The sequence below is a fragment of the Streptomyces canus 299MFChir4.1 genome (assembly GCF_000383615.1).
GTDB classification, from domain to species: domain Bacteria; phylum Actinomycetota; class Actinomycetes; order Streptomycetales; family Streptomycetaceae; genus Streptomyces; species Streptomyces canus_C.
The window spans coordinates 58,205-83,433 of record NZ_KB911604.1 but is presented as its reverse complement, the minus strand read 5'-3'; the positions used below and the strand labels follow the sequence as shown (position 1 = coordinate 83,433).

26 protein-coding genes are annotated in these 25,229 nt (G+C 72.4%); 19 read left to right on the top strand and 7 right to left on the bottom strand.

Going from position 1 to position 25,229, the window contains the following annotated elements; all coding sequences use genetic code 11:
* The first annotated feature begins 73 nt into the window (after positions 1-73).
* The 3 genes from bioB to bioD are packed head-to-tail and all read left to right on the top strand — an operon-like array spanning position 74 to position 3,270.
* Positions 74-1,273, top strand: a complete 1,200-nt coding sequence (bioB, locus tag H293_RS0134485; RefSeq protein WP_020122376.1) for a biotin synthase BioB — start codon at positions 74-76, stop codon at positions 1,271-1,273.
* On the top strand, positions 1,266-2,552 hold the full coding sequence (locus H293_RS0134480; RefSeq protein ID WP_020122375.1) for an adenosylmethionine--8-amino-7-oxononanoate transaminase: 1,287 nt from the start codon (positions 1,266-1,268) through the stop codon (positions 2,550-2,552). Before bioB ends, H293_RS0134480 begins: the two co-directional genes overlap by 8 nt.
* A 1-nt stretch (position 2,553) precedes the next feature.
* Entirely contained in the window at positions 2,554-3,270 is a 717-nt protein-coding gene (bioD, locus tag H293_RS0134475) for a dethiobiotin synthase (RefSeq protein WP_020122374.1), read from the top strand.
* Between the two features lie 53 nt (positions 3,271-3,323).
* Here bioD and H293_RS0134470 read toward each other — a convergent pair whose 3' ends face one another.
* Positions 3,324-4,313 (bottom strand): helix-turn-helix transcriptional regulator, encoded by a 990-nt coding sequence (locus H293_RS0134470; protein WP_020122373.1) that lies wholly within the window; start codon positions 4,311-4,313, stop codon positions 3,324-3,326.
* A gap of 93 nt (positions 4,314-4,406) precedes the next feature.
* Between H293_RS0134470 and H293_RS0134465 the strand changes: the two genes are divergently transcribed.
* Complete coding sequence (locus tag H293_RS0134465; RefSeq protein ID WP_020122372.1) at positions 4,407-4,805, top strand: VOC family protein; 399 nt, start codon at positions 4,407-4,409, stop codon at positions 4,803-4,805.
* Between the two features lie 16 nt (positions 4,806-4,821).
* On the opposite strand, the gene H293_RS0134460 is transcribed toward H293_RS0134465, so the two are convergent.
* Complete coding sequence (locus H293_RS0134460; RefSeq protein ID WP_020122371.1) at positions 4,822-7,053, bottom strand: LuxR C-terminal-related transcriptional regulator; 2,232 nt, start codon at positions 7,051-7,053, stop codon at positions 4,822-4,824.
* Between the two features lie 117 nt (positions 7,054-7,170).
* On the opposite strand from H293_RS0134460, the gene H293_RS0134455 reads away from it, so the two are divergent.
* Together H293_RS0134455 and H293_RS0134450 are read left to right on the top strand one after the other, a co-directional pair.
* Entirely contained in the window at positions 7,171-7,848 is a 678-nt protein-coding gene (locus H293_RS0134455) for an esterase/lipase family protein (RefSeq protein WP_020122370.1), read from the top strand.
* A gap of 77 nt (positions 7,849-7,925) precedes the next feature.
* Positions 7,926-8,615 (top strand): class I SAM-dependent methyltransferase, encoded by a 690-nt coding sequence (locus tag H293_RS0134450; RefSeq protein WP_020122369.1) that lies wholly within the window; start codon positions 7,926-7,928, stop codon positions 8,613-8,615.
* On the opposite strand, the gene H293_RS0134445 is transcribed toward H293_RS0134450, so the two are convergent.
* Both H293_RS0134445 and H293_RS0134440 read right to left on the bottom strand, forming a co-directional pair.
* Positions 8,616-8,990 (bottom strand): hypothetical protein, encoded by a 375-nt coding sequence (locus H293_RS0134445; protein WP_020122368.1) that lies wholly within the window; start codon positions 8,988-8,990, stop codon positions 8,616-8,618.
* A complete protein-coding gene (locus H293_RS0134440; RefSeq protein ID WP_007380443.1) occupies positions 8,987-9,211 on the bottom strand; it encodes a hypothetical protein in 225 nt (74 codons plus the stop codon). The genes H293_RS0134445 and H293_RS0134440 overlap by 4 nt, the downstream gene beginning before the upstream one ends.
* A gap of 159 nt (positions 9,212-9,370) precedes the next feature.
* Between H293_RS0134440 and H293_RS0134435 the strand changes: the two genes are divergently transcribed.
* From H293_RS0134435 to mug, 10 genes are read left to right on the top strand one after another with little or no spacing between them, the layout of a single operon-like run.
* Positions 9,371-10,174 (top strand): ABC transporter ATP-binding protein, encoded by an 804-nt coding sequence (locus H293_RS0134435; protein ID WP_020122366.1) that lies wholly within the window; start codon positions 9,371-9,373, stop codon positions 10,172-10,174.
* Positions 10,175-10,178: 4 nt separating this feature from the next.
* Positions 10,179-12,746 (top strand): FtsX-like permease family protein, encoded by a 2,568-nt coding sequence (locus H293_RS0134430; protein WP_020122365.1) that lies wholly within the window; start codon positions 10,179-10,181, stop codon positions 12,744-12,746.
* Between the two features lie 49 nt (positions 12,747-12,795).
* Positions 12,796-13,701, top strand: a complete 906-nt coding sequence (locus H293_RS0134425) for an LLM class F420-dependent oxidoreductase (RefSeq protein WP_020122364.1) — start codon at positions 12,796-12,798, stop codon at positions 13,699-13,701.
* 56 nt (positions 13,702-13,757) lie between these two features.
* On the top strand, positions 13,758-14,183 hold the full coding sequence (locus tag H293_RS0134420) for a GNAT family N-acetyltransferase (protein ID WP_020122363.1): 426 nt from the start codon (positions 13,758-13,760) through the stop codon (positions 14,181-14,183).
* A 49-nt stretch (positions 14,184-14,232) separates the two neighbouring features.
* Positions 14,233-15,558 carry a hemolysin family protein gene (locus H293_RS0134415; protein WP_020122362.1) on the top strand — a complete coding sequence of 442 codons (1,326 nt, stop codon included), beginning with the start codon at positions 14,233-14,235 and terminating at the stop codon, positions 15,556-15,558.
* A gap of 37 nt (positions 15,559-15,595) precedes the next feature.
* On the top strand, positions 15,596-16,633 hold the full coding sequence (locus H293_RS0134410; protein ID WP_020122361.1) for a hemolysin family protein: 1,038 nt from the start codon (positions 15,596-15,598) through the stop codon (positions 16,631-16,633).
* Between the two features lie 30 nt (positions 16,634-16,663).
* The gene (locus H293_RS0134405; protein ID WP_020122360.1) at positions 16,664-17,437 is read left to right on the top strand and encodes a GDSL-type esterase/lipase family protein; all 774 of its coding nucleotides are present in this window, start codon (positions 16,664-16,666) and stop codon (positions 17,435-17,437) included.
* 6 nt (positions 17,438-17,443) lie between these two features.
* Positions 17,444-17,785 (top strand): DUF4326 domain-containing protein, encoded by a 342-nt coding sequence (locus tag H293_RS0134400; protein WP_020122359.1) that lies wholly within the window; start codon positions 17,444-17,446, stop codon positions 17,783-17,785.
* 59 nt (positions 17,786-17,844) lie between these two features.
* Positions 17,845-19,287: an adenylosuccinate lyase gene (gene purB / locus H293_RS0134395; protein WP_020122358.1), complete on the top strand. Its 1,443-nt coding sequence runs from the start codon at positions 17,845-17,847 to the stop codon at positions 19,285-19,287.
* Positions 19,284-19,832: a G/U mismatch-specific DNA glycosylase gene (gene mug, locus H293_RS0134390; RefSeq protein ID WP_078612750.1), complete on the top strand. Its 549-nt coding sequence runs from the start codon at positions 19,284-19,286 to the stop codon at positions 19,830-19,832. The genes purB and mug overlap by 4 nt, the downstream gene beginning before the upstream one ends.
* Before the next feature lie 4 nt (positions 19,833-19,836).
* Here mug and H293_RS0134385 read toward each other — a convergent pair whose 3' ends face one another.
* Genes H293_RS0134385 through H293_RS0134375 form a run of 3 tightly spaced genes read right to left on the bottom strand, consistent with a single transcriptional unit; the run spans position 19,837 to position 21,989 of the window.
* Positions 19,837-20,283 carry a hypothetical protein gene (locus H293_RS0134385; RefSeq protein ID WP_020122356.1) on the bottom strand — a complete coding sequence of 149 codons (447 nt, stop codon included), beginning with the start codon at positions 20,281-20,283 and terminating at the stop codon, positions 19,837-19,839.
* A 58-nt stretch (positions 20,284-20,341) separates the two neighbouring features.
* The gene (locus H293_RS0134380; RefSeq protein ID WP_020122355.1) at positions 20,342-21,067 is read right to left on the bottom strand and encodes an ABC transporter permease; all 726 of its coding nucleotides are present in this window, start codon (positions 21,065-21,067) and stop codon (positions 20,342-20,344) included.
* A 1-nt stretch (position 21,068) separates the two neighbouring features.
* On the bottom strand, positions 21,069-21,989 hold the full coding sequence (locus tag H293_RS0134375) for an ATP-binding cassette domain-containing protein (protein ID WP_020122354.1): 921 nt from the start codon (positions 21,987-21,989) through the stop codon (positions 21,069-21,071).
* Between the two features lie 108 nt (positions 21,990-22,097).
* On the opposite strand from H293_RS0134375, the gene H293_RS0134370 reads away from it, so the two are divergent.
* The 3 genes from H293_RS0134370 to H293_RS0134360 all read left to right on the top strand — a co-directional run bounded on the left by H293_RS0134370 (position 22,098) and on the right by H293_RS0134360 (position 25,212).
* Positions 22,098-23,267, top strand: coding sequence for a sensor histidine kinase (locus H293_RS0134370; RefSeq protein WP_020122353.1), 1,170 nt, complete (start codon positions 22,098-22,100; stop codon positions 23,265-23,267).
* A gap of 14 nt (positions 23,268-23,281) precedes the next feature.
* The gene (locus H293_RS0134365) at positions 23,282-23,944 is read left to right on the top strand and encodes a response regulator transcription factor (RefSeq protein WP_020122352.1); all 663 of its coding nucleotides are present in this window, start codon (positions 23,282-23,284) and stop codon (positions 23,942-23,944) included.
* Between the two features lie 110 nt (positions 23,945-24,054).
* Positions 24,055-25,212 (top strand): ROK family transcriptional regulator, encoded by a 1,158-nt coding sequence (locus tag H293_RS0134360; protein WP_028808448.1) that lies wholly within the window; start codon positions 24,055-24,057, stop codon positions 25,210-25,212.
* Positions 25,213-25,229: the final 17 nt, after the last annotated feature.

Sequence of the window (25,229 nt, the reverse complement as noted above, 5' to 3'; positions counted from 1 at the left end):
ACACGTCGAAGCGGGTGTGTTGTGCGATCCCTACCTTGGCCCGGAGCGGGTCCGTAGGACAGGATCGGCTCTCATGGACCTGCTGAACACGCTGGTGGACAAGGGGCTTCGGCGCGAGCTGCCGACCCGCGAGGAGGCGCTGGCCGTGCTGGCCACCTCCGACGACGACCTGCTCGACGTGGTGGCCGCGGCCGGAAAGGTGCGCCGGCACTGGTTCGGACGGCGGGTGAAACTCAACTATCTCGTCAACCTGAAGTCCGGGCTGTGCCCCGAGGACTGCTCCTACTGCTCCCAGCGGCTGGGCTCCTCGACGGGCATCCTGAAGTACACCTGGCTCAAGCCCGAGCAGGCTTCCCAGGCCGCGGCCGCCGGCCTCGCGGGCGGCGCCAAGCGGGTCTGCCTGGTGGCGTCCGGGCGCGGTCCGACCGACCGTGACGTGGACCGGGTCGCGGGCACCATCAAGGCGATCAAGGAAGAGAACGAGGGCGTCGAGGTGTGCGCCTGTCTCGGTCTGCTCTCCGACGGCCAGGCCGAGCGGCTGCGCGAGGCGGGCGCGGACGCCTACAACCACAACCTCAACACGTCCGAGTCGACCTACGGCGACATCACGACCACCCACACCTACGCCGACCGCGTCGACACCGTGACCAAGGCGCACGCCGCCGGTCTGTCCGCCTGCTCGGGTCTGATCGCCGGCATGGGCGAGAGCGACGAGGACCTGGTCGACGTCGTCTACTCGCTGCGCGAGCTGGACCCCGACTCGGTTCCGGTCAACTTCCTGATCCCGGTCGAGGGCACCCCGCTCGCCAAGGAGTGGAACCTCACCCCGCAGCGCTGCCTGCGCATCCTGGCGATGGTCCGCTTCGTCTGCCCGGACGTCGAGGTCCGCATCGCGGGCGGCCGCGAGGTCCATCTGCGCACCATGCAGCCCCTCGCCCTCAACCTCGCCAACTCGATCTTCCTCGGCGACTACCTCACCACCGAGGGCCAGGCCGGCAAGGCCGACCTGGAGATGATCGCGGACGCCGGCTTCGAGGTGGAGGGCGCGGGCGAGGTGACCCTCCCCGAACACCGGACGACGGCCGGTGGCGGCTGCGGCTCGCACGAGTCCGCGGGCTGCGGGTCCCACGAGGGCGCGGGCTGCGGGTCCCACCAGGGCGGCGGGGTCTGCGGTACGACGGTCCCGGCCGCCGCTCCCGCCAACGAGGCGCGGACCGATCTCGTCGCCGTACGCCGTCGAGGTGCCGGAACGGATCTCGCGCCCAATGCCTGATCTGCCCGGCCTGCCCGTGCCGGAGCTGCTGGCACTCGACCGGCGGCACGTGTGGCATCCGTACGGTCCGATGCCCGGCCGGGTCGATCCGCTCGTCGTGGAGTCGGCGAGCGGGGTGCGGCTGCGGCTCGCCGGGGGCCCCGAGCTGGTGGACGGCATGTCCTCCTGGTGGTCGGCGATCCACGGCTACAACCACCCGGTGCTGAACGAGGCCGCGCGGGAGCAGCTCGGGCGGATGAGCCATGTGATGTTCGGCGGGCTCACCCATGAGCCCGCCGTCCGGCTCGCAAAGCTCCTTGTCGACATGTCTCCCGAGGGCCTGGAGCATGTCTTCCTGGCCGACTCGGGATCGGTGTCGGTCGAGGTCGCGGTGAAGATGTGCCTGCAGTACTGGCGTTCGCTGGGCCGCACGGGCAAGCAGCGTCTGCTGACCTGGCGCGGCGGCTACCACGGCGACACCTGGCAGCCGATGTCGGTGTGCGACCCCGAGGGCGGGATGCACGAACTGTGGTCCGGGGTCCTGCCCCGCCAGGTGTTCGTGGACGCGCCCCCGGCCGAGTACGAGGAGTCGTACGCCGACCGGCTGCGCGCGGCGATCGAGCGGCACGCCGACGAACTGGCCGCGGTGATCGTGGAGCCGGTGGTGCAGGGTGCGGGCGGGATGCGGTTCCACTCCCCCGCCTATCTGCGGGTGCTGCGCGAGGCGTGCGACGCGCACGACGTGCTGCTGGTGTTCGACGAGATCGCGACCGGTTTCGGCCGCACGGGCGCCCTTTTCGCGGCGGAGCACGCGGCGGTGACGCCGGACGTGATGTGCGTGGGCAAGGCGCTGACCGGCGGCTACCTGACGATGGCGGCGACCCTGTGCACGTCCCGGGTGGCGGACGGCATCTCGCGGGGCGAGGTGCCGGTGCTCGCCCACGGCCCCACCTTCATGGGCAACCCGTTGGCCGCGTCGGTGGCCTGCGCGTCGATCGACCTGCTGCTCGGGCAGGACTGGCTCTCCGAGGTCAAGCGGATCGAGGCGGGGCTGCGCGAGGGGCTGGCGCCGGCCCGTGGGCTCCCGGGTGTGAAGGACGTGCGGGTGCTCGGCGCCATCGGGGTCGTACAGCTGGACCACGACGTCGACATGCGGGCCGCGACGGAGGCCGCCGTCCGCGAGGGCGTGTGGCTGCGGCCGTTCCGCGACCTCGTCTACACGATGCCGCCGTACGTCACGGGTGACGAGGACGTGGCACGGATCGCGCGTGCGGTGTGTGCCGCCGCTCAGGAGGGATGACATGCCGGTTCTGGTGATCACGGGGACGGGCACGGAGGTCGGCAAGACCGTCACCACGGCCGCCGTCGCCGCCGCCGCGCTCGCCGCCGGACGGACGGTCGCCGTCCTGAAGGCCGCGCAGACCGGTGTGCGGCCGGACGAGCCCGGGGACGCCGACGAGGTGGCCCGGCTCGCGGGTGCCGTGACGAGGGCCGAACTCGCCCGCTTTCCCGAGCCGTTGGCCCCGGCGACGGCCGCGCGGCGGGCCGCTCTGCGGCCGGTGCGGCCGCGGGAGGTCGCCGAGGCCGCCGCCAAGCTGGCCGTCGAGCACGATCTGGTGCTGGTGGAGGGGGCGGGCGGGCTGCTCGTCCGCTTCGACGACAGGGGCGGGACGCTGGCCGACGCGGCGGAGCTGCTGCGGGCGCCGGTCCTGGTCGTGGCGTCGGCGGGGCTGGGCACGCTCAACACGACGGAGCTGACGGCCCGTGAACTGCGACGCCGCAAGCTCGACTTGGCGGGTGTGGTGATCGGCAGCTGGCCCGACTCCCCGGACCTCGCGTCGCGTTGCAACCTCGCGGATCTGCCGGATGTGTCCGGGGCTCCGCTGCTCGGCGCTCTGCCGGCCGGTGCGGGACGGCTCGCTCCGGCCGACTTCCGCGCCGTGGCGCCGAGTTGGCTGGCACCGCGGCTGGACGGGACGTGGGACGCGGCGGCGTTCGGGGTGCGCGAGGCTCCCTGAGCGGGCCTCGGGGAACCTCCAGGTGTGCCGTCCGATCACGTCCGTCCTCGTTGTCAGGCTCGGCGGGCGCAGGACGCGAGGCGGTCGGCGAGCGCGATGACGAGGTCGCGCAGTTCGGCGGGGCGCTCGATGACGAACGGCCGGTCGAGTGAGGCGAGGACCCCGGGCAACCAGTCGAGCCGCTCCGCCCGCAGCTTGACGCGCATCCAGCGCTCGGTCGCCCGGTCCTCGCCGTCCGGGGACTCGTGCTCCTCCAGGGTCGCGACGGCGGCCGGGAGGTGGGCGCGGATCTGCTCGACGGTCCCGTCGACTCGCAGGATCACCTCATGCCGGTACTCGGCCGTCGCGAATCCCGACAGCACACGCTGTGCCGGAGCGGGACCCACGGGCGCTTCGAACGAGCCGGGCAGGGCCCTGGCGTCCGCGATGCGATCGAGCCGGAAGGTTCGGTCCTCGCCGACCTGGGCGTCCTTGCCCGTGACGTACCACCGGCCCGCATGGGCGACGATCCCGTACGCGTGCAGTGTGCGCTCGCTGCGCCGTCCGTCGCGGTCGGTGTAGCGGATCGAGACCGGCCGGCGGTGGCGCACCGCGTCGGCGACGGTCAGCAGGAGCCCGGCGTCCGGGTGGTCCAACTCGCCGGGCTGGTCCGTGAAGTCGAGAGCCTCCAGGAGCGCGTCGAGCCGACGGGCGATGTGCTGGGGCAGCACCCGCCGGATCTTCGCCGACGCCGTCTCGTTCGCCGTGCGCTCCGCCGTCGTCAGCCCCGCCCGGCGGCCTGCGACCAGGCCGAGCAGTACGGCCAGCGCCTCGTCGTCGCTGAGCATGAGCGGAGGCAGGCGGTACCCGGGCCCCAGCCGGTACCCGCCGTAGCGGCCGCGCACCGACTCCACGGGCACGTCCAGGTCGATCAGCTGGTTCACATACCGCCGCACGGTGCGCCCTTCGACACCGAGACGGTCGGCCAGCTCGGCCACGGTCCGGGTGCCGCCCGACTGCAGCAGCTCCAGAAGTGTCAGCACGCGGCCGGTGGGTCGGGGCATGTTCGCAGCCTAACGCGAATACAGGACCGATTCTGTCCCCTATTTCTCCTAGCCTGCGACGAGCACGCGTTCAGCACAGCCAAGGAGAATCCCATGGACTTCGTCTCGATCCGCATCATCACCAGCGACGTCACGCGCCTCGTCGAGTTCTACGAGCGAGCCACAGGGGCGCAGGCGACGTGGGCCAACGAAGACTTCGCCGAACTCAAGACCGCGGGCGCCACCCTCGCGATCGGCAGCACCCGCACCGTCCCGCTGTTCGCCCCGGGCTCCGCCCGCCCGGCGGACAACCACAGTGTGATCACCGAGTTCCTCGTCGACGACGTGGACAGCGTTTACAACAACCTGACCGGCTTCGTCACCGACTTCGTCACCAAGCCCACCACGATGCCCTGGGGCAACCGGTCGCTGCTGTTCCGCGACCCCGACGGCAACCTCGTCAACTTCTTCACGCCCGTCACCCCGGAGGCCATCGAGAAGTTCGCACGCTGACGCCACGCACAGCCGCTCACCGCGCCCAGGGGCCCTCGCTCTCCGCGATGAGCCGCACCAGTTCGATGCGGGAGCGGATGCCCAGCCGGGTGAAGACGCCCCGCAGATGGTGGTCGATCGTGCGCGGGCTGAGGGCCAGCCGGGCGGCGATCTCCCGGTTGGTGGCTCCTTCGGCGACCATCCGGGCGACCAGCAACTGCTGGGCGGTGAGGCGTGCGGTGGGTTCCACGGCGTGGGTCGGTGCCGCCGGGGCGCCGAGGGCGCGGAGTTCGGCTCGGGCCTGGGCCGCGCAGTGCGGGGCGCCGAAGTGTTCGAAGGCCGCCAGGGCACTGTGCAGGCGGTCGCGGGCCTCGGTGCGGTGGCGCAGACGGCGCAGAGCACTGCCGAACAGTAGCTCCGTGCGGGCGCGTTCGAAGTCGCGGGTGCCGCGGGCGTGCAGGTCGAGCGCCGCGCGGTAGTGCTCGACCGCCTCCTCGCCGGGAGCCAGCAGCGCACGGCATCGGGCGCTCAGGGCGAGGTCGTCGGGGCTGCGTACGGCCGTGGCCCAGCGGTGGTAGTCGGCGTGGGCGCCACGGGCGATCCTCGTGTCGTCGGTGCGGACGGCGGTCTCGACGTAGTGCGGGGTGGCCAGGTGCCGGATGGCCCGGTGGCCGTGGCCGGGACCGAACCCGGCGAGGGCGCGCAGCCGGGCCGCCGCGCCGGCGAAACGCCCATGGGTGAGGTCGAGGAAGGCGAGCGCCCACAGGGCGAGCGCGGCGGGCAGGCCGAGGCCCCGGGCGAGGGCGTACGACCGTGCGGCGGCGGCGCGGTCGCGGCAGACGTCCGCGTCACCCGTGATCGCCGCGAACATGGCGAGGGCGGCCTGGAGGTGGCAGGCCCCGTTGTCCTGCCCGGTGGCGTACGCCTGGTGCAGGGCCTCCGTCGCCGCGGTCTGTCCGGCCTGGGGGCGGCCGGTCCAGAAGTCGGCGTACGCGCGGAACTCCATGGCCTGGGCCACGACGGCCGTCGCGCCCCGGGCGCGGGCGAAGGTGACGGCACGCAGGGTCGCGGTGGCCGCGCGAGTGTGGTCGCCGAGCATCAGGGCGGCGATGCCGGCGTGGATCAGGACGGTGGGGTCGCCGCCGGGACCGCAACGCCCGGCGGCCGCCTGGAGGAGGTCTCGGGCGTCCTCGTAGCGCCCCTCGAAGGCGGCAGCGAGTCCGCCGAGCGTGCCGGGCTGCGCGATCCCGAGTCGCCCGGCGACCCGGGCGGCGTCCCGGCAGCGGCGCAGGTCGCCGGTGTACATCGCGGCCTCGGTGGCGCGGGCGAGGAGATGAGAGGCGGGGTCGATGGACACCTCGCCGTCACCAGGTGTCCCGCCCGCGTCTGGAGAATCGTTCCCTCTTCGGGGTCTCGCGCGGTGCGCCGCCGCGCCCAGGAGCGCGTCGAACGCCTCCGTCGCATTGCCCTCGCGCAACGCGAACAGACCCGAGAGGGCGTCGTCGGCCGTGCCGTCGGCCGCCAGTCGGCGGGCCCGGTCGCCGTCACCGGCCTGCCAGGCGTCCGCGGCGGCACGTGTCACCAGACGGGAGCGTTCCGCCGGGTCCGGACAGAGCGCGGCGGCCCGCTCCAGCAGGACCCGGGCCAGGGCGAGTTGTCCGGTGTGCCGGGCCTTGTCCGCGGAGCCGCGGAGCTCCGCGGCAAGCCGTCCGCTCGGACCCAGAGCGCCCGCGCCCCGGTGCCAGGACCGACGGGGAGCCTCGCCGTCGCCGTGCAGCACGCGGGCCAGCAGACGGTGGACGTCCCGGCGGTCGGCCGGGGTGCCGGACTCGTACGCGGCGATCCTCGTCCAGGCGTCCCGGAAGACGACCCCGCCCGCCCCCGAGTGCGCCACACCGGCCGCCTCCGCGGCTTCCAGCGGGCGGGTGTCGAGGCGGGCGGCGGTGACGGCGCGCGGGAAGGCGTGGGTGGCGACCGGGTACTGGTCGGCAGCAGCGAGGAGCAGGAGAAGGCGGGTGTCGTCGGGCAGGACCCGGATCTCCGCGCGTAGCGCACGCAGCAGCGCGGGGGCGAGATCGACGGGGTCGGTGGGGAGCGGGTCCAGGCCCGCCGACTGACGGTCGGTCAGCAGCGTCACGAGTTCGGCGACGGCGCGCGGATCACCGTAAACGGAATGCGAGAGCCGCACCCTGACGCCCTCGGGGAGGGCCGAGATCACGGGCTGCGGTGGCGAAGTGGAGGTCTGATGCGGAGGGTTCACCGGAGTCACCACGCAACTCACGTTACTGGCGAGTTAATTGACCCGTAAAGACCGGCGACTTCACCGATGCGGAGCGCGTAGACCCCGCCGACACTCCTGACAACCCCACCCGTTTCAGGAGGCATCATGCAGCGCTTCGGGCGTCGCATCGCCGCGGCCGTGGTCACTTCTCTCCTTCTGGCACTCTCCTTCGCCGCGGTCCCCGCTCACGCGGCGACCCACAACCCCGTCGTCTTCGTGCACGGCCTCAGCAGCGACGCGAGCAGCTGGGACGACTGGATCGCCGACTTCAAGGCGGACGGCTACCCCACGTCAGAGCTCGACGCCTGGTCGTACAGCTGGTCGCAGTCGAACGTGACCACCGCCCAGCAGCTGGCCACCGAGGTCCAGCGGGTCCTCAAGGCGACCGGCGCCTCGAAGGTGGACCTGGTCACCCACTCGATGGGCGCGCTGAGCGCCCGCTACTACCTGAAGAACCTCGGCGGCACCGCGTACGTGGACGACTTCGTCTCGGCCGCCGGCGTCAACCACGGCACGACCACGGCCTCCTGGTGCTCGTGGCTGTACACCTCGTGCGCGGAGATGTACACCGGCAGCTCCTTCCTCACGGCCCTCAACTCCGGCGACGAGACGCCGGGCAGCGTCAGCTATGCCGGCTACTGGTCCAACTGCGACGACGCCCTCACCCCCGACACCACGGCGATCCTCAGCGGGGCCACCAACGTCGAGGTCGGCTGCATCTCGCACACCGACATGAACAACGACCACGGCGTCTACGAGCAGGTGCGCGACTTCGTCCGGTGAGTCCCCGCAGGGGTGCGACGGGGTCCCGCGGGGGACAATTGCGGTGAGGTCAGTCCTGTCCGGTGAGGGAGGCTGCCATGGCGCCGCGGTCCGCCGGTTCCGGGAAGGTGTCCCGGGACCCCGTCCACCATCCGCTGTTCGCCCGGTACTACGCCCGGGTCAGTGTCGCCGCCGAGACCCGGATGGGCATGGCCGGCGTGCGAAAGCGGCTGCTCGCCGGGCTGTCCGGGCGGGTGCTCGAGATCGGCGCGGGCAACGGCCTGAACTTCTCGCATTATCCCCGCGCGGTCTCCGAGGTCGTGGCGATCGAACCGGAGCGCCGGCTGCGGCAGTTGGCGGTGGAGGCCGCCCTGCGCGCGGAGGTGCCGGTAGACGTGGCGCCCGGGGCCGCGGAGGCGCTGCCCGTCAAGAGCGAGGCGTTCGACGCCGTGGTGATCTCGCTGGTGCTGTGCAGTGTGCGCGACGTGCCGCGGGCGCTCGGCGAGGTGCGCAGGGTGCTGCGGCCCGGCGGGGTCGTGCGGTTCTTCGAGCACGGCAAGGGCGGCGGTCCGGCGATGCGCTTCACCCAGCGTGCCCTGGACCGCACGCTGTGGCCGCCGCTGAGCGGCGGCTGTCATCTGGGCCGTGACCCGGTCGCGGCCCTGCGGGCGGCCGGTTTCGAACTCGGCCCCTACCGGCGGGTGTTGATGCCGGAAAAGGGGCCGACGCTGCCCACGTGCTTCTGCGTGCTGGGCACCGCCTGGCGGCCACCGCCGGCGGAGCGCTGATCAGAGCGTCCATCTCCGCAGCTCGCGGGCGATGTCGTGCACCGAGGCGTCGCCCTTTTTGGCCACCTTGGCGAGGTCCCGGACGAGTTCGGGCGAGGTGACGACCCTGAGCCCGCTCGCGACGAGATAGGCGTACCCGACCGCGCAGGCGAAGAGCGCGTTGGTGCGCTCCAACGCCGGGACATGGATGAGGAGTTGCAGCAGCGCGGCGGCACGCAGGTGCGGGCCGTCGTAGACCGGGATGTCGAAGATCTCCGCCTGGTGGCGTGCCACGGCGGCGACCAGTGCGCCCCAGTCGGTGACCTGGGGATCGCCCGGGGTCTTCTGCTCCGCGAGCATCAGGAGCCAGGCGAGGTCGATGTGCAGATCGCTCAACGAGTCTCGTGGTCCTTGCCGAACTCCTCCGCGAACACGGATTCGTACTGCTTCATGAAGTCGGCCGCGGCCTCCACGAAGGCCTGGCCCGCCTCGCCGGTGTCTTTCATGACCAGTTCCTCGATGTAGCGGTTGACGCTCACGCCGCGGGCGAGGGCACGTTCACGGGCGGCGCGGGCGGTGCCCTCGTCCACCCGCACGTTCAACTGAGTCTTCGCCATACTTCGAAGCTAGCGCCGAAGTGCTAGCACTGGCAAGAGGGACCTTCGGGCCTAGCCGGTGCCCCTTACACGGGTATCAGGGACCCGACCTGGGGTGGAGACCGCCTCGACCCCAAGAGGGATATCGAGTGTGGGACGGATCACACTACCCTCGGCCTCATGGCAACTGCTGCGGAGGACGCTCCGGACACCGCCCCGGCCGACAGGATCGCGGCCCGCGCCCGCGGTCTGACCAAGGCGTACGGCTCGGGCGAGACGGCCGTGATCGCCCTGGACTCGGTGGACGTGGACATCGCGCGGGGCCGCTTCACCGCGGTCATGGGGCCCTCGGGCTCCGGGAAGTCCACGCTGATGCACTGCCTGGCGGGGCTCGACTCCGTGTCGGCCGGCCAGGTGTGGCTCGGCGACACCGAGATCACGGGACTCAAGGAGCGCGAGCTGACCCGGCTGCGCCGGGACCGGATCGGGTTCATGTTCCAGTCGTTCAACCTGATCCCGACACTGAACGCGGCCGAGAACATCACCCTGCCCATGGACATCGCGGGCAAGAAGCCCGACGAGAAGTGGCTGGACCAGGTCATCGACACCCTGGGCCTGCGGGACCGTCTGAAGCACCGGCCCGCACAGCTCTCGGGCGGTCAGCAGCAGCGCGTGGCGTGCGCCCGGGCGCTCGCCTCCCGGCCCGAGCTGATCTTCGCGGACGAGCCGACCGGCAACCTCGACTCGCGGGCGGGCCTGGAGGTCCTCGGGTTCCTGCGCGAAGCCGTCGACCAGCTCGGGCAGACCGTCGTCATGGTCACCCACGACCCGGGTGCCGCCGCCCACTCCGACGTGGTGCTCTTCCTCGGGGACGGGCGGATCGTGGACAGCATGGAGCGGCCCACCGCGGAGGCCGTGCTGGAGCGCATGAAGCGCTTCGACGTGATCCGCGGCCAGGTCGACGCCGACACCGACGAGGGCTGACCCCGTGCTGAAGGCGACCCTGCGCAGTTTCCTCGCCCACAAGGGACGGCTGCTGCTCTCCGCGCTGGCCGTGGTCCTGTCCGTGGCGTTCGTCTCGGGCAGCCTGATCTTCTCCGACACCCTGAGCCGCACCTTCGACCGGCTCTTCGCCTCGACCGCGCCCGACCTCACGATCAGCCCCAAGGAAGACCTGAGCGAGGCCATCCCGTCCGGCACGACGGCCACGCTGCCGGCCGCGCTCGCGGACCGGGTCGCCCGGGTCGACGGGGTCGGTGCCGCGCGCTTCGACGCGGAGGACGACGGCATCACCGTCGCCGACGCCGAGAACGAGTCGGTGGGCTCGACCACCGGCGCCCCCACCATCGGCACCGACTGGAACCCGACCTCGCGCAGCCCGCTGAAGCTCACCTCCGGGCACGCCCCGCACGGCCCGGCCGAGGCGCTGCTCGACTCGGAGACCGCCGACCGCAAGGACCTGCACATCGGCGACCCGCTCACCGTGATCGCGGCGCCCGGCTCGTTCAAGGTGCGGATCGTCGGCATCGCCACGTTCACCACCACCAACCCCGGTGCCACGCTGCTGTTCCTCGACCCGCCGACCGCGCAGGCGAAGCTGCTCGGCTCCTCGAAGGCCGCCACCAGCATCTCGGTCGACGCCGCCGAGGGCGTCAGCAACGACCAGCTCAAACAGCGTGTGGCCGCCGCGCTCGGCACGGGCACCTACGAGTACCGGACCGCCGGCGAGCAGGCGAAGTCGGACGTCGACCAGCTGGGCGGATTCCTCGACGTCATCAAGTACGTCATGCTCGGCTTCGCGGGCATCGCCGTCCTGGTCGGCATCTTCCTGATCGTCAACACCTTCTCCATGCTGATCGCCCAACGCACCCGTGAGCTGGGCCTCCTGCGCGCACTCGGCGCCGACCGGCGCCAGGTCCGCCGCTCAGTGCTGACCGAGGCCACGCTGCTCGGTCTGGTCGGCTCCACGGTCGGGCTCGGCACGGGCATCGGGCTCGCCGTCGGGCTCATCGCGCTCATGAACGCGTTCGGCATGAACATCCGGACCGGCGAGATGGTCATCGGCTGGGGAACCCCCGTGGCGGCCTACGTCGTCGGCGTGGGCGTCACCTTCGTCGCGGCCTATCTCCCGGCCCGGCGTGCGGCCGGCGTCTCCCCCATGGCGGCCCTGGCGGACGCCGAGATCGCCGGGATCGGAAAACCGCTGCGTGTGCGGGCGATCGTGGGAGGAGTCGTCGGCGCGGCGGGCGCGGCCGCGTTGGTGGGATGTGTCACCTCGTCGAGAACGGCGTCGGCGGCCTCCCTCCTCGGCCTCGGCGTCGTCCTGACGCTCCTGGCCACCGTCATCGCGGGCCCCCTGCTGGTGCGGCCGGTGATCCGGGTGCTGGGCGGCGCCTTCCCGGCCCTCTTCGGCCCGGTGGGGCGGATGAGCCAGCGCAACGCCCTGCGCAACCCCCGCCGCACCGGCGCCACCGCGGCCGCCCTGATGGTCGGCCTCGCCCTGGTCGGCGGGATGTCCGTGGCCAGCGCCTCGATGTCCAAGTCCTTCGACGACCAGATCGACAAGACGCTGGGCGCCGACTTCGTCGTGCAGAACGGCAACTTCCTGCCGTTCCCGCAGGAGGTCACGGACGCGGTGCGCAGGACCGAGGGCGCCGGGCTCGTCGTACGGTCGAGATTCGCCCCGATCGCCGTACGCCTGCCCGACGGCAAGCGCGTGGAGACCACCGCCGCCGGGTACGATCCGCGGCTCGACGAGGTCGCCCACATCACCTACGCGCAGGGCGACACCGCGGCCGCGCTCGCCGCCGGGCACCTGGCCATGGACCTGGACTTCGCGCGCGACCACCATGTGAAGGTCGGCAGCAGGGTCCCCGTCGAGTTCCAGGGCGGGCGCCGGACCGAACTGACCGTGGGCGCCCTCACCGACCAGGACTCGGCGGACGGGTTCGGGACGCAGGGCGGCATCTACTTCGGTCTGGGCACGCTGGAGCGGTTCGCGCAGGGCGGCCAGGACTCCGCGCTGTATGTGAACGCCGCCTCCGGCGCCGGCGCCGACCGGCTGCGCGCCGCCCTGGAGAAGACGCTCGACCCGTATCCGCAGGTCCAGGTGCGCGACCTCGCCGACTACAAGGACCTGGTCCACGACCAGATCGCCGTCCTGCTCTACCTCGTGTACGCGCTGCTCGGGCTCGCAATCGTCATCGCGGTGCTGGGCGTGGTCAACACCCTCGCCCTGTCGGTCGTGGAGCGCACCCGGGAGATCGGGCTGCTGCGCGCCATCGGGCTCGCCCGGCGTCAGCTGCGGCGGATGATCCGGCTGGAGTCGGTGGTCATCGCCGTGTTCGGCGCGGTCCTCGGGCTCGCCCTCGGCCTGGTGTGGGGCGTGTGCACCCAGCAGGTGCTGGCGCTCCAGGGCCTGAACGCGCTGGCGATCCCCTGGGGCACGATCGTCGCGGTCGTCGTCGGCTCGGCGGTGGTGGGGATCGTGGCGGCGCTGCTGCCGGCGTTGCGTGCATCGCGCATGAACGTACTGGCGGCGATCGCGCACGAGTGATGGAATCGCGGGGCAGACAACTCAAGTCGCTTGCCGCTGAGGAGAGTTCATGCCCCGTTCCGTGCAGCCCCGTCCCTTCCGCTTCGCCGCCAACCTGACCGCCGCCGCCACCGACGAGGACTGGCGCACCAAGTGCCGGCGGGCCGAGGAACTCGGTTACGACGTGATCCTGGTCCCCGACCATCTCGGCAAGATCGCTCCGTTCCCGGCGCTGGTCGCGGCGGCGGAGGTCACCGAGCGACCACGGCTCGGCACGTTCGTCCTCAACGCGGGGTTCTGGAACCCGGCGCTGCTCGCCCGCGAGGTGGCCACGGTGGACGCCCTGACCGGCGGCCGCCTCGAACTCGGCCTGGGCACCGGCTATGTGCAGTCCGAGCACGACCAGGCGGGGCTGCCCTTCGGCTCTCCGGGCGAGCGGGTGGACCATCTGCGGCGCACCGTCGAGGAGCTGGAGCGGCTGCTGTCCTCGCCGGACCATGTGCCGCAGCCGGTGCAGCGGCCCCGGGTGCCCCTGCTGATCGGCGGCATAGGAAACCGGGTGCTGAAGCTGTCCGCCGAGCACGCCGACATCGCGGCCTTCACCGGGGCGACCCTGGTGCCGGGCAACACGACCGGCACGCTGACCCCGACCACCGCCGAGCAGCTCGACGAGCGCGTCGCGCGCTATCTGCACCTCGCCGAGGGGCGCAAGGAGCCTGCCGAACTGAACCTGCTCATCCAGACGGTGGTCGTCACCGACGACCGCGAGGCCGTCGCCACCCCGTTCCTGCACCGGTTGCCGGACCTGACCCTCCAGCAGGCCCTGGACCTGCCCATCATGCTGATCGGCACGGTCGAGGAGATCGTCGCGCAGGTGCTGGCCCAGCGTGAGCGGTACGGCTTCACCTATCTGACGGTGCTGGAGGCGTCCATGGAGGCGTTCGCGCCGGTGATGGCGCGACTGCGCGGCCGGTAGCCGTCCGGATGCCGGAACTGCGGGTGCCGGGCCGTCGGGCGTGATGGGATCGCCGTATGACCGACCTGCGCATACGGGCCGCGACGCCCGACGACCTCGACACCGTGCTGGCCTTCTGGAAGCAGGCTGCCGAGGGGACGAGCATCAGCGACGACCGGGAGGGCGTGGAGCGGCTGGTCGCTCGGGACCCCGAGGCGCTGATACTGGCCGAGCTCGACGGCGAACTCGTCGGCACGGTGATCGCGGGCTTCGACGGCTGGCGGTGCCATCTGTACCGGCTCGCGGTGCATCCGGGTCACCGTCGGCGGGGCATCGGCTCGGAGCTGCTCACGGCCGCGGAAGAGCGGTTCGTACGGCTCGGCGGGCGGCGCGGGGACGCGATGGTGCTGGTGCGCAACGAGACGGCACAGCACGCTTGGCGCGCGGCGGGGTATGCGCCCGAGGAAAAGTGGCGGCGCTGGGTGAAGCCCCTCGCCGACTAGGACGGGCGATCCCGGGGACCCTGTCCGATCATGGGACGGAGGTGACCCGATGACCGAAGTGCTCCTCCTGCTGGTGGCGATCCTTCTCTCGCTGGCCTGCGGTGCCTTCGTGGCGGCGGAGTTCTCGCTGACCACGGTGGACCGCGGCCAGTTGGAGCGGGCGGCGGAGCGCGGTGAACGGGGTGCGTCCGGCGCCCTGAAAGCCGTACGGAATCTGACGTTCCAGCTGTCCGGGGCGCAGCTCGGGATCACCGTGACCAACCTGGTCGTCGGCATGCTCGCCGAACCGTCGATCGCGGCGCTGATCGCGGGGCCCTTGGAGTCGCTCGGGATCTCGCGGTCCGCGGCCCGGTCGCTGGCGCTGGTGCTCGGCACCGCGCTGTCGACCGTCTTCCTGATGGTGGTCGGCGAGCTGGTGCCCAAGAACTGGGCGATCTCCTCACCGTTGGCCATGGCCAAGCGGGTGGGCACCGCGCAGAGCTGGTTCAGCGCGGCCTTCCGCCCCTTCATCACCCACCTCAACAACACGGCCAACCGGGTGGTGCGCCGCTTCGGCCTGGAACCCGCCGAGGAGCTGGCCTCCGCGCGCGGGCCGCAGGAGCTGGCCGCCCTTGCCCGGCACTCCGCCCGGGCGGGCGCGCTGGAGGCGGACACCGCCGAGCTGTTCGTCCGGACACTCAACCTCGCCGACCTGACCGCGGAGAACGTGATGACCCCGCGGGTGCAGGTGATCGCCCTGGACATCCAGGCGACCTGCGAGGACGTGGCGAACGCGACGCGCGCGACCGGGCTGTCCCGGTTCCCCGTCTACCGCGGCAGCCTCGACTCGGTCGTCGGCATCGCGCACATCAAGGACATCCTGGCGGTTCCGGCCGACCGCCGGCCCCGCGCCTCGGTCGCCGAGCTGCTGCGCGAGCCGCTGCTGGTCCCCGAGTCGCTCACCGTGGACCGGCTCCTGGACCGGCTGTCCGGCAAGCGCACGATGGCGGTCGTCATCGACGAGTACGGCGGCACGGCGGGCGTGGCCACGCTGGAGGACATCGTCGAGGAGGTCGTCGGTGAGGTACGCGACGAGCACGACCCGCACGAGACCCCCGACCTCGCCCCCGCGGGCACCGACGAGGACGGCAGGCAACTCTTCGAGGCCGACGGCTCGACCCGCATCGACCAGCTCGCACGCGTGGGCCTGCGAGCGCCCGAGGGTCCGTACGAGACGCTCGCCGGCCTGCTGGCGACGGAACTCGGCCGGATCCCGGCCGTCGGCGACTCGGTGGAGGTCAACGGCTGGCAGCTCGACGTGACGGACGCCCAGGGCCGCAGAGCCGCCCGAGTGCTGCTCCACGCGCCCCTGATCGGGGAGGGGGCCGCGTCATGATCCAGGCCAAGCCCCTGCTCCCGGAGAGGACCGCGCGATGATCGTCGTCCAGTTGCTGATCGGTCTGGCGACGCTTGTCGTGAACGCCTTCTTCGTGGGAGCCGAGTTCGCGCTGATCTCGGTGCGGCGCAGTCAGGTCGAGCCCCATGCGGAGCAGGGCGACCGGCGGGCGAAGAGCGTGCTGTGGGGGCTGGAGCACGTCTCCGCGCTGTTGGCGGCGGCGCAGCTCGGGATCACGTTGTGCACGCTGGTTCTGGGTGTGGTCGCGGAGCCGGCGATCGCGCATCTGCTGGAGCCGGTGTTCCACGCGGTGGGTGTGCCGAAGGGCGCGGGGCACGCGGTGTCCTTCGTGATCGCGCTGGCTTTGGCGACGTATCTGCACATGCTGTTCGGCGAGATGGTCCCGAAGAACGTCACGCTCGCGGAACCGGTGCGCAGTGCGCTGCTCCTCGGGCCGCCGCTGGTCGCGCTGGCGCGCGGGCTGCGCCCGGTGATCTTCGCGGTCAACGCCTTCGCGAACGCCCTGCTGAAGCTGCTGCGCGTGGAGACCAAGGACGAGGTCACGGCCACCTTCACGGACGCCGAGCTGGCCCGGATCGTGCGGGACTCGGGTGAGGCGGGCCTGATCGACGAGCGCGCGCGGGAGCGGCTGCACGACGCTCTGGAGCTGGGGCGACGACCCGTGCGGGACGTGGTGCTGCCCCTGGAACGCGTGGTCTACGCGCGGGTGGGGGTGACGCCGGAGCAGTTGGAGGCGCTGTCGAGCGAGTCCGGGTTCTCCCGGTTCCCGGTGGTGGACGAGGGGCGCCGGATCGTCGGCTACCTGCACGTCAAGGACGCGCTGGACGCCTCACCGCGGGATCTGCCGTTCTCGGTGCGGGACATGCGGCCGATCGCACGGATCCGGGAGAGCACCCCGCTCGACGACGTGCTGACGGCGATGCGGCGCAGCCGGACGCACCTGGCGGCGGTGCTCGGCGAGGACGGGCGGCTGGCCGGGCTGGTGACGATGGAGGACGTGTTGCGGGAGCTGTTCGGCCTGCAGGTGGGGCCCCCCGGACCCACCGACCGGTAAGTATGTGAGCGGGTTACCATTTCTTCCGCCATGCAGACGAATCCCACTTACTCCAGCCTGGTCGCGGTCGGCGACTCCTTCACCGAGGGCATGTCGGACCTGCTGCCGGACGGCTCCTACCGCGGTTGGGCCGACCTCCTCGCCGGCCGGATGGCCGCCGCGACACCCGGCTTCCGGTACGCCAACCTCGCCGTGCGCGGCAAGCTGATCCAGCAGATCGTCGACGAGCAGGTCGACGTGGCGGCGGCGATGCAGCCGGACGTGATCACGCTGGTGGGCGGCCTCAACGACACCCTGCGGCCCAAGTGCGACATGGTCCGCGTCCGCGACCTGCTGACGGAGGCCGTGGAGCGGCTGGCCCCGTCCTGCAAGCAGCTGGTGCTGATGCACAGCCCCGGCCGCCAGGGCCCGGTCCAGGCCCGCTTCCGGCCGCGCATGGAGGAGCTGTTCGGGGTCGTCGACGAACTCGCCGGGCGGCATGGTGCGGTGGTCGTCGACCTGTACGGCGCGGACTCGCTGTCCGACCAGCGGATGTGGGACGTGGACCGGCTGCACCTGACAGCCGAGGGCCACCGCAGGGTCTGCGAGGCCGTGTGGCAGTGCCTCGGCTACGACCCCGAGGACACGGAGTGGCGAACGCCGCTGCCGGCCACCGTGCCGCCGCCGTGGCTGGCCCGCCGCATCGCCGACGTACGGTTCACCCGGCAGTACCTGCTGCCCTGGATCGGCCGGCGTCTGACGGGCCGTTCCTCGGGCGACGGCCTGCCCCCGAAGCGACCCGACCTCCTGCCGTACGAGCACTAGGACGTCGTGCACACGCGCGTGGTCAACGTCAGGGGCCGTATCCACGAGTACGGCCCCCGCCTCGAACACGCGCCCGCCGACCTCGTCTACGTCGGGCGTCGCTGGACCATGGGTGGCTGGGACCTGCCGAAGCACCCGCTGTACAACCCCTTCGCCTATGACACCCCCGCGCGCCGCCGGGACGGCACGCGGGCCGAGGTCATGGCGAAGTACCGGGCGTATCTGCTGGCGCGGCCGGATCTGCTCGCTCTGCTGCCCGGCCTTCGCGGCAAGGCCCTGGCCTGCTGGTGCGCGCCCGAACGGTGCCACGCCGAAATCCTGGCGGAGCTCGCGGAAGAGCTCTCGTAGGTTCCGACGAACGGGACCCTGACGCTGGCCTGCAGGAATCGCCAGTAGAATCCGTACACGTGACTTCCGCTCCCGCCAAGCCCCGCATCCCCAACGTCCTCGCCGGACGCTACGCCTCCGCCGAGCTCGCCACGCTCTGGTCGCCCGAGCAGAAGGTGAGGCTCGAGCGTCAGCTCTGGCTCGCCGTGCTGCGGGCCCAGAAGGACCTCGGGATCGAGGTGCCGGAGCAGGCCCTCGCCGACTACGAGCGGGTCCTGGACACCGTCGACCTTGCCTCCATCGCCGAGCGCGAGAAGGTCACGCGGCATGACGTGAAGGCGCGGATCGAGGAGTTCAACGACCTCGCCGGGCACGAGCAGGTCCACAAGGGCATGACCTCCCGGGACCTCACGGAGAACGTCGAGCAGCTCCAGATCCGGCTCTCCCTGGAACTGGTCCGCGACCGCAGCGTGGCCGTCCTGGCCCGCCTCGCCAAGCTGGCCGGCGAGTACGGCGAGCTGGTCATGGCCGGCCGCTCGCACAACGTGGCCGCGCAGGCCACCACCCTCGGCAAGCGTTTCGCGACCGCGGCGGACGAACTGCTCGTGGCGTACGGCCGGGTCGAGGAACTCCTCGCCCGCTACCCGCTGCGAGGGATCAAGGGCCCGGTCGGCACCGCGCAGGACATGCTGGACCTGCTGGGCGGGGACGCCTCGAAGCTGGCGGAGCTGGAGCAGCGGATCGCCGGTCACCTGGGCTTCTCGCAGGCGTTCACCTCGGTCGGCCAGGTCTACCCCCGCTCCCTGGACTACGAGGTCGTGACCGCGCTGGTCCAGCTGGCGGCGGCCCCGTCCTCGCTGGCGAAGACGATCCGCCTGATGGCCGGGCACGAGCTGGTGACCGAGGGCTTCAAGCCGGGTCAGGTCGGCTCCTCCGCGATGCCGCACAAGATGAACACGCGGTCCTGCGAGCGCGTCAACGGCCTCATGGTCATCCTGCGCGGCTACGCCTCGATGACCGGCGAGCTGGCGGGCGACCAGTGGAACGAGGGCGACGTGTCCTGCTCGGTGGTGCGCCGGGTCGCGCTGCCGGACGCGTTCTTCGCGCTCGACGGCCTCCTGGAGACCTTCCTCACCGTGCTCGACGAGTTCGGCGCCTTCCCGGCCGTCGTCGCGCGCGAGCTGGACCGGTACCTGCCCTTCCTGGCCACCACCAAGGTGCTGATGGGCGCGGTCCGCGCGGGCGTCGGCCGTGAGGTCGCGCACGAGGCGATCAAGGAGAACGCCGTCGCCTCCGCCCTCGCGATGCGCGAGCAGGGCGCCGAGCGCAACGAACTCCTCGACAAGCTGGCCGCCGACGAGCGCATCCCGCTCGACCGCGCCCAGCTGGACGCGCTGATGGCCGACAAGCTGTCCTTCACGGGCGCCGCCGCCGACCAGGTCGGCGCCGTCGTCGGCCGGATCGAGGAGATCGTCAAGCAGCACCCGGCCGCCGCGGGCTACGCGCCGGGGGCGATCCTCTGACCCGGTTCACCCCCGCGGACCTGGAGGCCGCCCGCGACCGGCTCGTGCCGGATGTCGTCGCGGACGGCCTCCGCGTTCTGTTCTGCGGCATCAATCCCGGGCTGATGACGGCGGCCACCAGCCATCACTTCGCCCGTCCCGGAAACCGGTTCTGGCCGGTGCTGCACCTGTCCGGGTTCACACCGAGGCTCCTGAAGCCGTCCGAGCAGCGGGAGTTGCTGTCGTACGGACTCGGGATCACCAATGTCGTGGCCCGGGCGACCGCGCGGGCGGACGAGCTGAGCGCCGAGGAGTACCACGAGGGCGGGCGGCTGCTGGCGGAGAAGGTGGCGCGGCTCAAGCCGCGTTGGCTGGCCGTGGTCGGGGTCACCGCCTACCGTGCGGCCTTCGACGACAAGAAGGCGAGGGTCGGGCCGCAGGAGCGGACGGTCGGCGCCTCGCGCGTGTGGGTGCTGCCCAATCCGAGCGGCCTCAACGCGCACTGGACCGCGGCGACGATGGCGGAGGAGTTCGCCCGGCTGCGGGTGGCGGCGGAGCGGGGCTGACGGGTCACACCGGGTCGATGTCCGAGGCCACGGCGAGGACATGGACCTCGTCGGCCTCGTCCCGGTAGCCCACGCCGAGGGCGATCCAGCGGTCCGAGCCAGGCGGCTGCCAGAGGTCGAGGTCGTCCGTCACGATGCTCGTCGTGAACCAGGGCTCGGGTATCTCCTCGCCCCGGTCGAGGCGCACCTTGAGCGTGTCCATGCCCCAGGGCCGCTGCTGCCGGCCCCAGCGGTCGTCCAACTCCTGGCCTATGCGGCTCTTGAGGGCGTAGAAGTCCCCCACGATCGCCATGCGTGGCGCCGCGTCGCCGTCCCGCGTCCCGTGGCTCACCTCTAACGACTCGATGCGGTAACCGGGCCCCGACCGGTAGGCGCCCGGCCCGCCGTCCGCCGCGGTCAGGTCGCGGGCGCACAGCGAGTCGATGGCGGCGAGGTACTTCGCACTGTCCATGTGATCCAGTAAACCGGCCGCCACTGACATTTGGCGGGGCGTCAGGCGATATGCGGGGTCAGGCGTCCCGGTGTCGCACGCTCCAGGCCCCGGCGGCCAGGGCGGCGGCCGCCCAGGCCGCGGTCACGGCGAGTCCCGTCCACGGTCCCAGAGGTCCGTCGTGCGTCTCGTACAGGACGATCTGGCCCGCCCGGTCGGGCATGAAGTCGGTGGCCCCGCCGGCCACGTCGCCGATCACGAACGAGACGATCAGGACGAACGGGATCAGGAGCGAGAGCGCCGCCACCCCGCTGCGCAGCACCCCCGCGAGACCGGCCGCCAGCAGCGCCATCAGGGTGAGGTAGATCCCGCAGCCGACGACACCGCGTGCTTGTTCACCGGTGCTGAGACCGCTCGCCGCCTCGCCGAGACCGGCCCGTGCCACGACGAGAGCGGCGAAGGCGGTGACCAGGCCGACCACGAGCGTGGGGACGGCGATGGCCGTCGCCTTTGCCGCGAACCAGCGCCCGCGCCGCGGCACCGCGGCCAGTGACAGCCGGAGCCCACCCCCGTGGAACTCCGACTGCACCGCCATGGCGCCGAAGGAGAGGGCCGCGATCTGGCCGGGCGCGACGCCGGACAGCGCCATGAACAGCGGGTCGAACTCGGGGTCGGAGGTCTCGGAGACCCCGGCGATCGCGGAGAACGCGGTGGTCGCCGCGAACAGGGCGAGCAGTGCGCCGAGGAGCGAGCGCAGCGTACGGATCTTCAGCCACTCGGAGCGCAGGACGGGGGCGAAGGGCATGTCAGGCCTCCTGGGGGTGGGCGGTGAACTCGGTTTCGGCGGAGGTCAGGTCGAGATAGGCCTGCTCCAGGGTGGCTTCCTCGGCGGCCAGTTCGAGGAGGGGGACGCCCGCGGCGGAGACGATGGCGCCGATCTCGTCCACGCGTGCGTGCTGCACGGTCCAGTGCCCGTCCTCGTGCTCCACGGCGTCGTGGCCGTGCCGGGCGAGGGCGCTCTTGAGTGCGGTGGGGTCGGTGGTGCGGATGCGGACGCCGGGCCGCACGCGTGCGTGGATGAACTCCCGCATGGGCGTGTCGGCGAGCAGGCGCCCCCGGCCCAGGACGACGAGGTGGTCGGCGAAGGACGCGGTCTCGTTCATGAGGTGGCTGGAGACCAGCACCGTGCGGCCCTCCGCGGCCAGTCGGCGCAGCAACGCGCGGATCCAGATGATGCCTTCGGGATCGAGCCCGTTGGAGGGCTCGTCGAGCATGACCACGCGGGGGTCGCCGAGCAGGGCGGCCGCGATGCCGAGCCGCTGCCGCATGCCCAGGGAGTACGTCTTGACGCGGCGCCGGGCGACCGAGGCCAGCCCCGTCTCCGCCAGGACCGCGTCGACCCGCTGGTCGGGGATGCGGTTGCTCGCCGCCAGGGTGCGCAGGTGGGCGCGGCCGGTGCGGGAGCCGTGCGCGGCCTGGGCGTCGAGCAGGGCGCCCACGTGGCGCAGGGGTTCGTCGAGTGTGACGTAGGGGCGGCCGCCGATCGTGGCCGTCCCGGAGGTCGGGCGGTCGAGGCCGAGGACGAGCCGCATGGTGGTGGACTTTCCGGCGCCGTTCGGGCCGAGGAAGCCGGTGACACGGCCCGGGAGGACACGGAAGGTGACGCCGTCCACGGCTCGTCGGGTGCCGAACTCCTTGGTGAGGGACTGGACTTCGATGCTGGTCATGGCAGCAGCCTGGCCGGTGCCGTGAGGTCGGGGCCTCCCCCGCGCGTGGAGATCGTCTCCCCCGTGCGGGGGAGGCTCGTTGTCGGTGGCGGCTGGCACGATGACGCAATGGTCCGCTTGCTGCGCCCGTTCGGCCGGGCGGTGACGTACACACGATGGCTGCATCTGTTCATCGCCGTCGTGTGGCCGGCCATGTGGATGTTCGTCGAGGAGGCGTGGTGGACCTGGCCGGTCGCGGCCGTGACGCTCGCGCCCGCTGCACTGGTGCCCGCGATGCGCACCGTGGAGGGGCTCCAGGCGCGGCTGCTGCTGACCGGTCACCGGCACAACAGCGAGAGCGACGACATCGTCGTCGCGCCGTCGGTGTCCTGGCGCGACCGGGGACGGCTCGTGGTGTGGCTTCAGGCGCGGCTGCTGCTCGGCTACGCGACGGCGATGCTCAGCGTGCAACTGCTCCTCACGTCGGTGGACCTGGTGGCGTCGGCCCTCGGTCAGGACGTCGACGAGGGGGTGCTTGTCCTCCTCGACGGCCACCGGTGGTGGCACGTCCTGCTCGCACCCGTGTCGGTGGCCGCGCTGGCGGCGACCGTGGTCGGCTCGGGCCGGCTGATCACCGCGCTCGCGCTGCGGCTGCTCGGCCCCTCCCCCGCCGAGCGCCTGGCCGCCCTGGAGGAGCGCACCGAGCGGCTCCTGGAGCGCACCCGTATCGCGCGTGAGCTGCACGACTCGATCGGGCACGCCCTGACGGTCGCCGTCGTCCAGGCGGGCGCCGCCCGCGCGGCCGGCGATCCGGCGTTCACAGACCGTGCGCTGGACGCCATCGAGGAGACCGGCCGGGCCGCGCTGGAGGACCTGGAGCGTGTCCTCGGCATCCCGCGCGAGTCGGAGCGGCCGGTGAGCAGCCGCCCGACGCTGACGGACGCCGACCGGCTGCTGGAGTCCGCGCGCGCGTCCGGCGCGAAGGTGGACGCCGAGGTGACCGGGCCGGTGGACACCGTGCCCGGGCCGGTCTCCCGGGAGGGGTACCGGATCCTCCAGGAGGCGCTGACCAATGTGCTGCGGCACGCGGGGGCCGTCCCGGTCCGGGTCCGGATCGAGGTCACGGGCGAGGCCCTGGCCCTGGAGGTCCGCAATCCGCTGACGGCCGACATACCCGGCCCCGGGCGGGGCAGCGGGCTGCGCGGCATACGCGAACGCGCGGCCCTGCTCGGCGGCCACGCGCACACCGGACCCGACGTGGGCGACTGGCAGGTGCATGCCGAGCTACCGCTGCGCTGATCTACGCTGACGGGATGCCGGTCACCGTTCTCCTCGTCGACGACGAACCCCTCGTGCGCGCCGGTCTGCGGGCCGTGCTGGAGGCGCAGCCCGACATCGAGGTCGTCGGCGAGGCGGCCGACGGAGCGTCGGTGATCCCCCTGGTGCGGCAGCTGCGGCCCGACGTGGTCGCCATGGACGTACGGATGCCTCTGATGGACGGCATCGAGGCCACGCGCGCGGTGCTGCGGACGGTCGAGCGGCCGCCGAAGATCGTCGTGGTGACGACGTTCGAGAACGACGAGTACGTGTACGAGGCGCTGCGGGCCGGGGCCGACGGGTTCCTGTTGAAGCGGGCCCGGCCGGCCGAGATCGTGCACGCGGTGCGGCTGGTCGCCGAGGGCGAGTCGCTGCTGTTCCCCGCCTCGGTACGGCAGCTGGCCGCCCAGTACGGCGACGAGGGCGGCAACCGGGCCGCCCGGGCGGCGATGGAGCGGGCCCAGCTCACCGAGCGGGAGGCCGAGGTGTTGCGGCTGATGACACGCGGTCTGTCCAACGCGGAGATCGCCGCGCGCCTGGTCGTCGGTACCGAGACCGTGAAGTCGCACGTCAGCGGGGTGCTGGCGAAGCTGGGGGCGCGCGATCGCACCCAGGCGGTGATCGTGGCGTACGAGTCGGGGTTCGTGGCGCCGGGCTGAGCCGGGCGCCCGGCCGGGGCGTGGGACGTATCTCCCGGCCCGGCACTGCCGACGGGGCGTTGCGCCGAGTACGATCCGCCCAACACGCGCACGAGCTGGGAGGACGGACGTTGGGGCGACTGACCGGCGGGGACCCCTCGCTCCTGCGAAGGATCAATTCCGCGGTGGTGCTGCACGCGCTGCGTGCCACGGACTGCGCGACGCTGACCGAGATCACCCGGGTGACGGGCCTGTCCCGGCCGACGGTCGAGGGGGTCGTCGAAGGGCTCATCGAGGGCGGCCTGGTCGTCGAGAAGGCGGCGGACGAGAGCGTCGCCCGGCGCCAGGGGCGGCCCGCGCGGCGCTTCCGGTTCCGGGCCGAGGCCGGGCATCTGCTGGGCCTCGACATCGGGCCGCACCGGGTCGCCGCGCTGCTGTCCGACCTCGACGGGCGGGTGCTAGGCGCCGTGGCCAAGGACGTCGACGAGACGGCCTCCGCAGACGAGCGCCTTGAGCGGCTGCGCACCGCGGTCGCCGAACTGCTGCGCCGGGCCGGGGTGGCGCGCGACTCCCTGTGGGCGGTGGGGGCCGCCTCGCCGGGCATCGTGGAGGCGGACGGCACGATACGGCTGTGCGCGGCGCTGCCCGAGTGGACGGGGCTGCGGCTGGGTGAGCGGCTCAGCCGTTCCTTCAAGTGCCCGGTGCTGGTCGAGAACGACGCCAACGCGGCCGCGGTCGCCGAGCACTGGAAGGGCTCCGCGACCGAGTCCGACGACATGGTGTTCGTGCTGGCCGGGCTGAGCCCGGGGGCGGGTTCGCTGATCGGCGGCAGGCTGCACCGGGGGTACGGCGGGGCGGCCGGGGAGATCGGCGCGCTGCATCTGCTGGGCCGCGAGGTCACTCCGGAGACGCTGCTGTCCACCACGGACGAGCCCTTGCACCCGCTCGACGAGCAGGCCGTCGCCGAGGTCTTCGCGCAGGCCCGGGAGGGCGACCAGCGGGCCCGGGCTGCCGTGGACCGCTTCCTCCAGCGGCTCGTGCACGACGTGGCGGCCCTGGTCCTGGCCGTCGACCCGGAACTCGTCGTGGTGGGCGGCTGGGCGGCCGGCCTGGACGGTGTACTGGAGCCGCTGCGGCGCGAGTTGGCCCGCTACTGTCTGCGCCCGCCGAAGGTCGCCCTGTCGCTCCTGGGCGAGGCGGCCGTGGCGACGGGTGCGCTGCGACTTGCCCTCGACCACGTGGAGGAGCAGCTGTTCGCCGTGGAGGGCACGGTGACGGCCCGGCGGTGACGCGGCGGCGCCCCGGA

Coding starts and splice junctions, on each gene's coding strand:
- bioB (WP_020122376.1), top strand. CDS start 74: ATGGACCTGCTGAACACGCTGGTGGACAAGGGGCTTCGGCGCGAGCTG.
- H293_RS0134480 (WP_020122375.1), top strand. CDS start 1,266: ATGCCTGATCTGCCCGGCCTGCCCGTGCCGGAGCTGCTGGCACTCGAC.
- bioD (WP_020122374.1), top strand. CDS start 2,554: ATGCCGGTTCTGGTGATCACGGGGACGGGCACGGAGGTCGGCAAGACC.
- H293_RS0134470 (WP_020122373.1), bottom strand. CDS start 4,313: ATGCCCCGACCCACCGGCCGCGTGCTGACACTTCTGGAGCTGCTGCAG.
- H293_RS0134465 (WP_020122372.1), top strand. CDS start 4,407: ATGGACTTCGTCTCGATCCGCATCATCACCAGCGACGTCACGCGCCTC.
- H293_RS0134455 (WP_020122370.1), top strand. CDS start 7,171: ATGCAGCGCTTCGGGCGTCGCATCGCCGCGGCCGTGGTCACTTCTCTC.
- H293_RS0134450 (WP_020122369.1), top strand. CDS start 7,926: ATGGCGCCGCGGTCCGCCGGTTCCGGGAAGGTGTCCCGGGACCCCGTC.
- H293_RS0134440 (WP_007380443.1), bottom strand. CDS start 9,211: ATGGCGAAGACTCAGTTGAACGTGCGGGTGGACGAGGGCACCGCCCGC.
- H293_RS0134435 (WP_020122366.1), top strand. CDS start 9,371: ATGGCAACTGCTGCGGAGGACGCTCCGGACACCGCCCCGGCCGACAGG.
- H293_RS0134425 (WP_020122364.1), top strand. CDS start 12,796: ATGCCCCGTTCCGTGCAGCCCCGTCCCTTCCGCTTCGCCGCCAACCTG.
- H293_RS0134420 (WP_020122363.1), top strand. CDS start 13,758: ATGACCGACCTGCGCATACGGGCCGCGACGCCCGACGACCTCGACACC.
- H293_RS0134415 (WP_020122362.1), top strand. CDS start 14,233: ATGACCGAAGTGCTCCTCCTGCTGGTGGCGATCCTTCTCTCGCTGGCC.
- H293_RS0134410 (WP_020122361.1), top strand. CDS start 15,596: ATGATCGTCGTCCAGTTGCTGATCGGTCTGGCGACGCTTGTCGTGAAC.
- H293_RS0134405 (WP_020122360.1), top strand. CDS start 16,664: ATGCAGACGAATCCCACTTACTCCAGCCTGGTCGCGGTCGGCGACTCC.
- H293_RS0134385 (WP_020122356.1), bottom strand. CDS start 20,283: ATGGACAGTGCGAAGTACCTCGCCGCCATCGACTCGCTGTGCGCCCGC.
- H293_RS0134380 (WP_020122355.1), bottom strand. CDS start 21,067: ATGCCCTTCGCCCCCGTCCTGCGCTCCGAGTGGCTGAAGATCCGTACG.
- H293_RS0134375 (WP_020122354.1), bottom strand. CDS start 21,989: ATGACCAGCATCGAAGTCCAGTCCCTCACCAAGGAGTTCGGCACCCGA.
- H293_RS0134370 (WP_020122353.1), top strand. CDS start 22,098: ATGGTCCGCTTGCTGCGCCCGTTCGGCCGGGCGGTGACGTACACACGA.
- H293_RS0134365 (WP_020122352.1), top strand. CDS start 23,282: ATGCCGGTCACCGTTCTCCTCGTCGACGACGAACCCCTCGTGCGCGCC.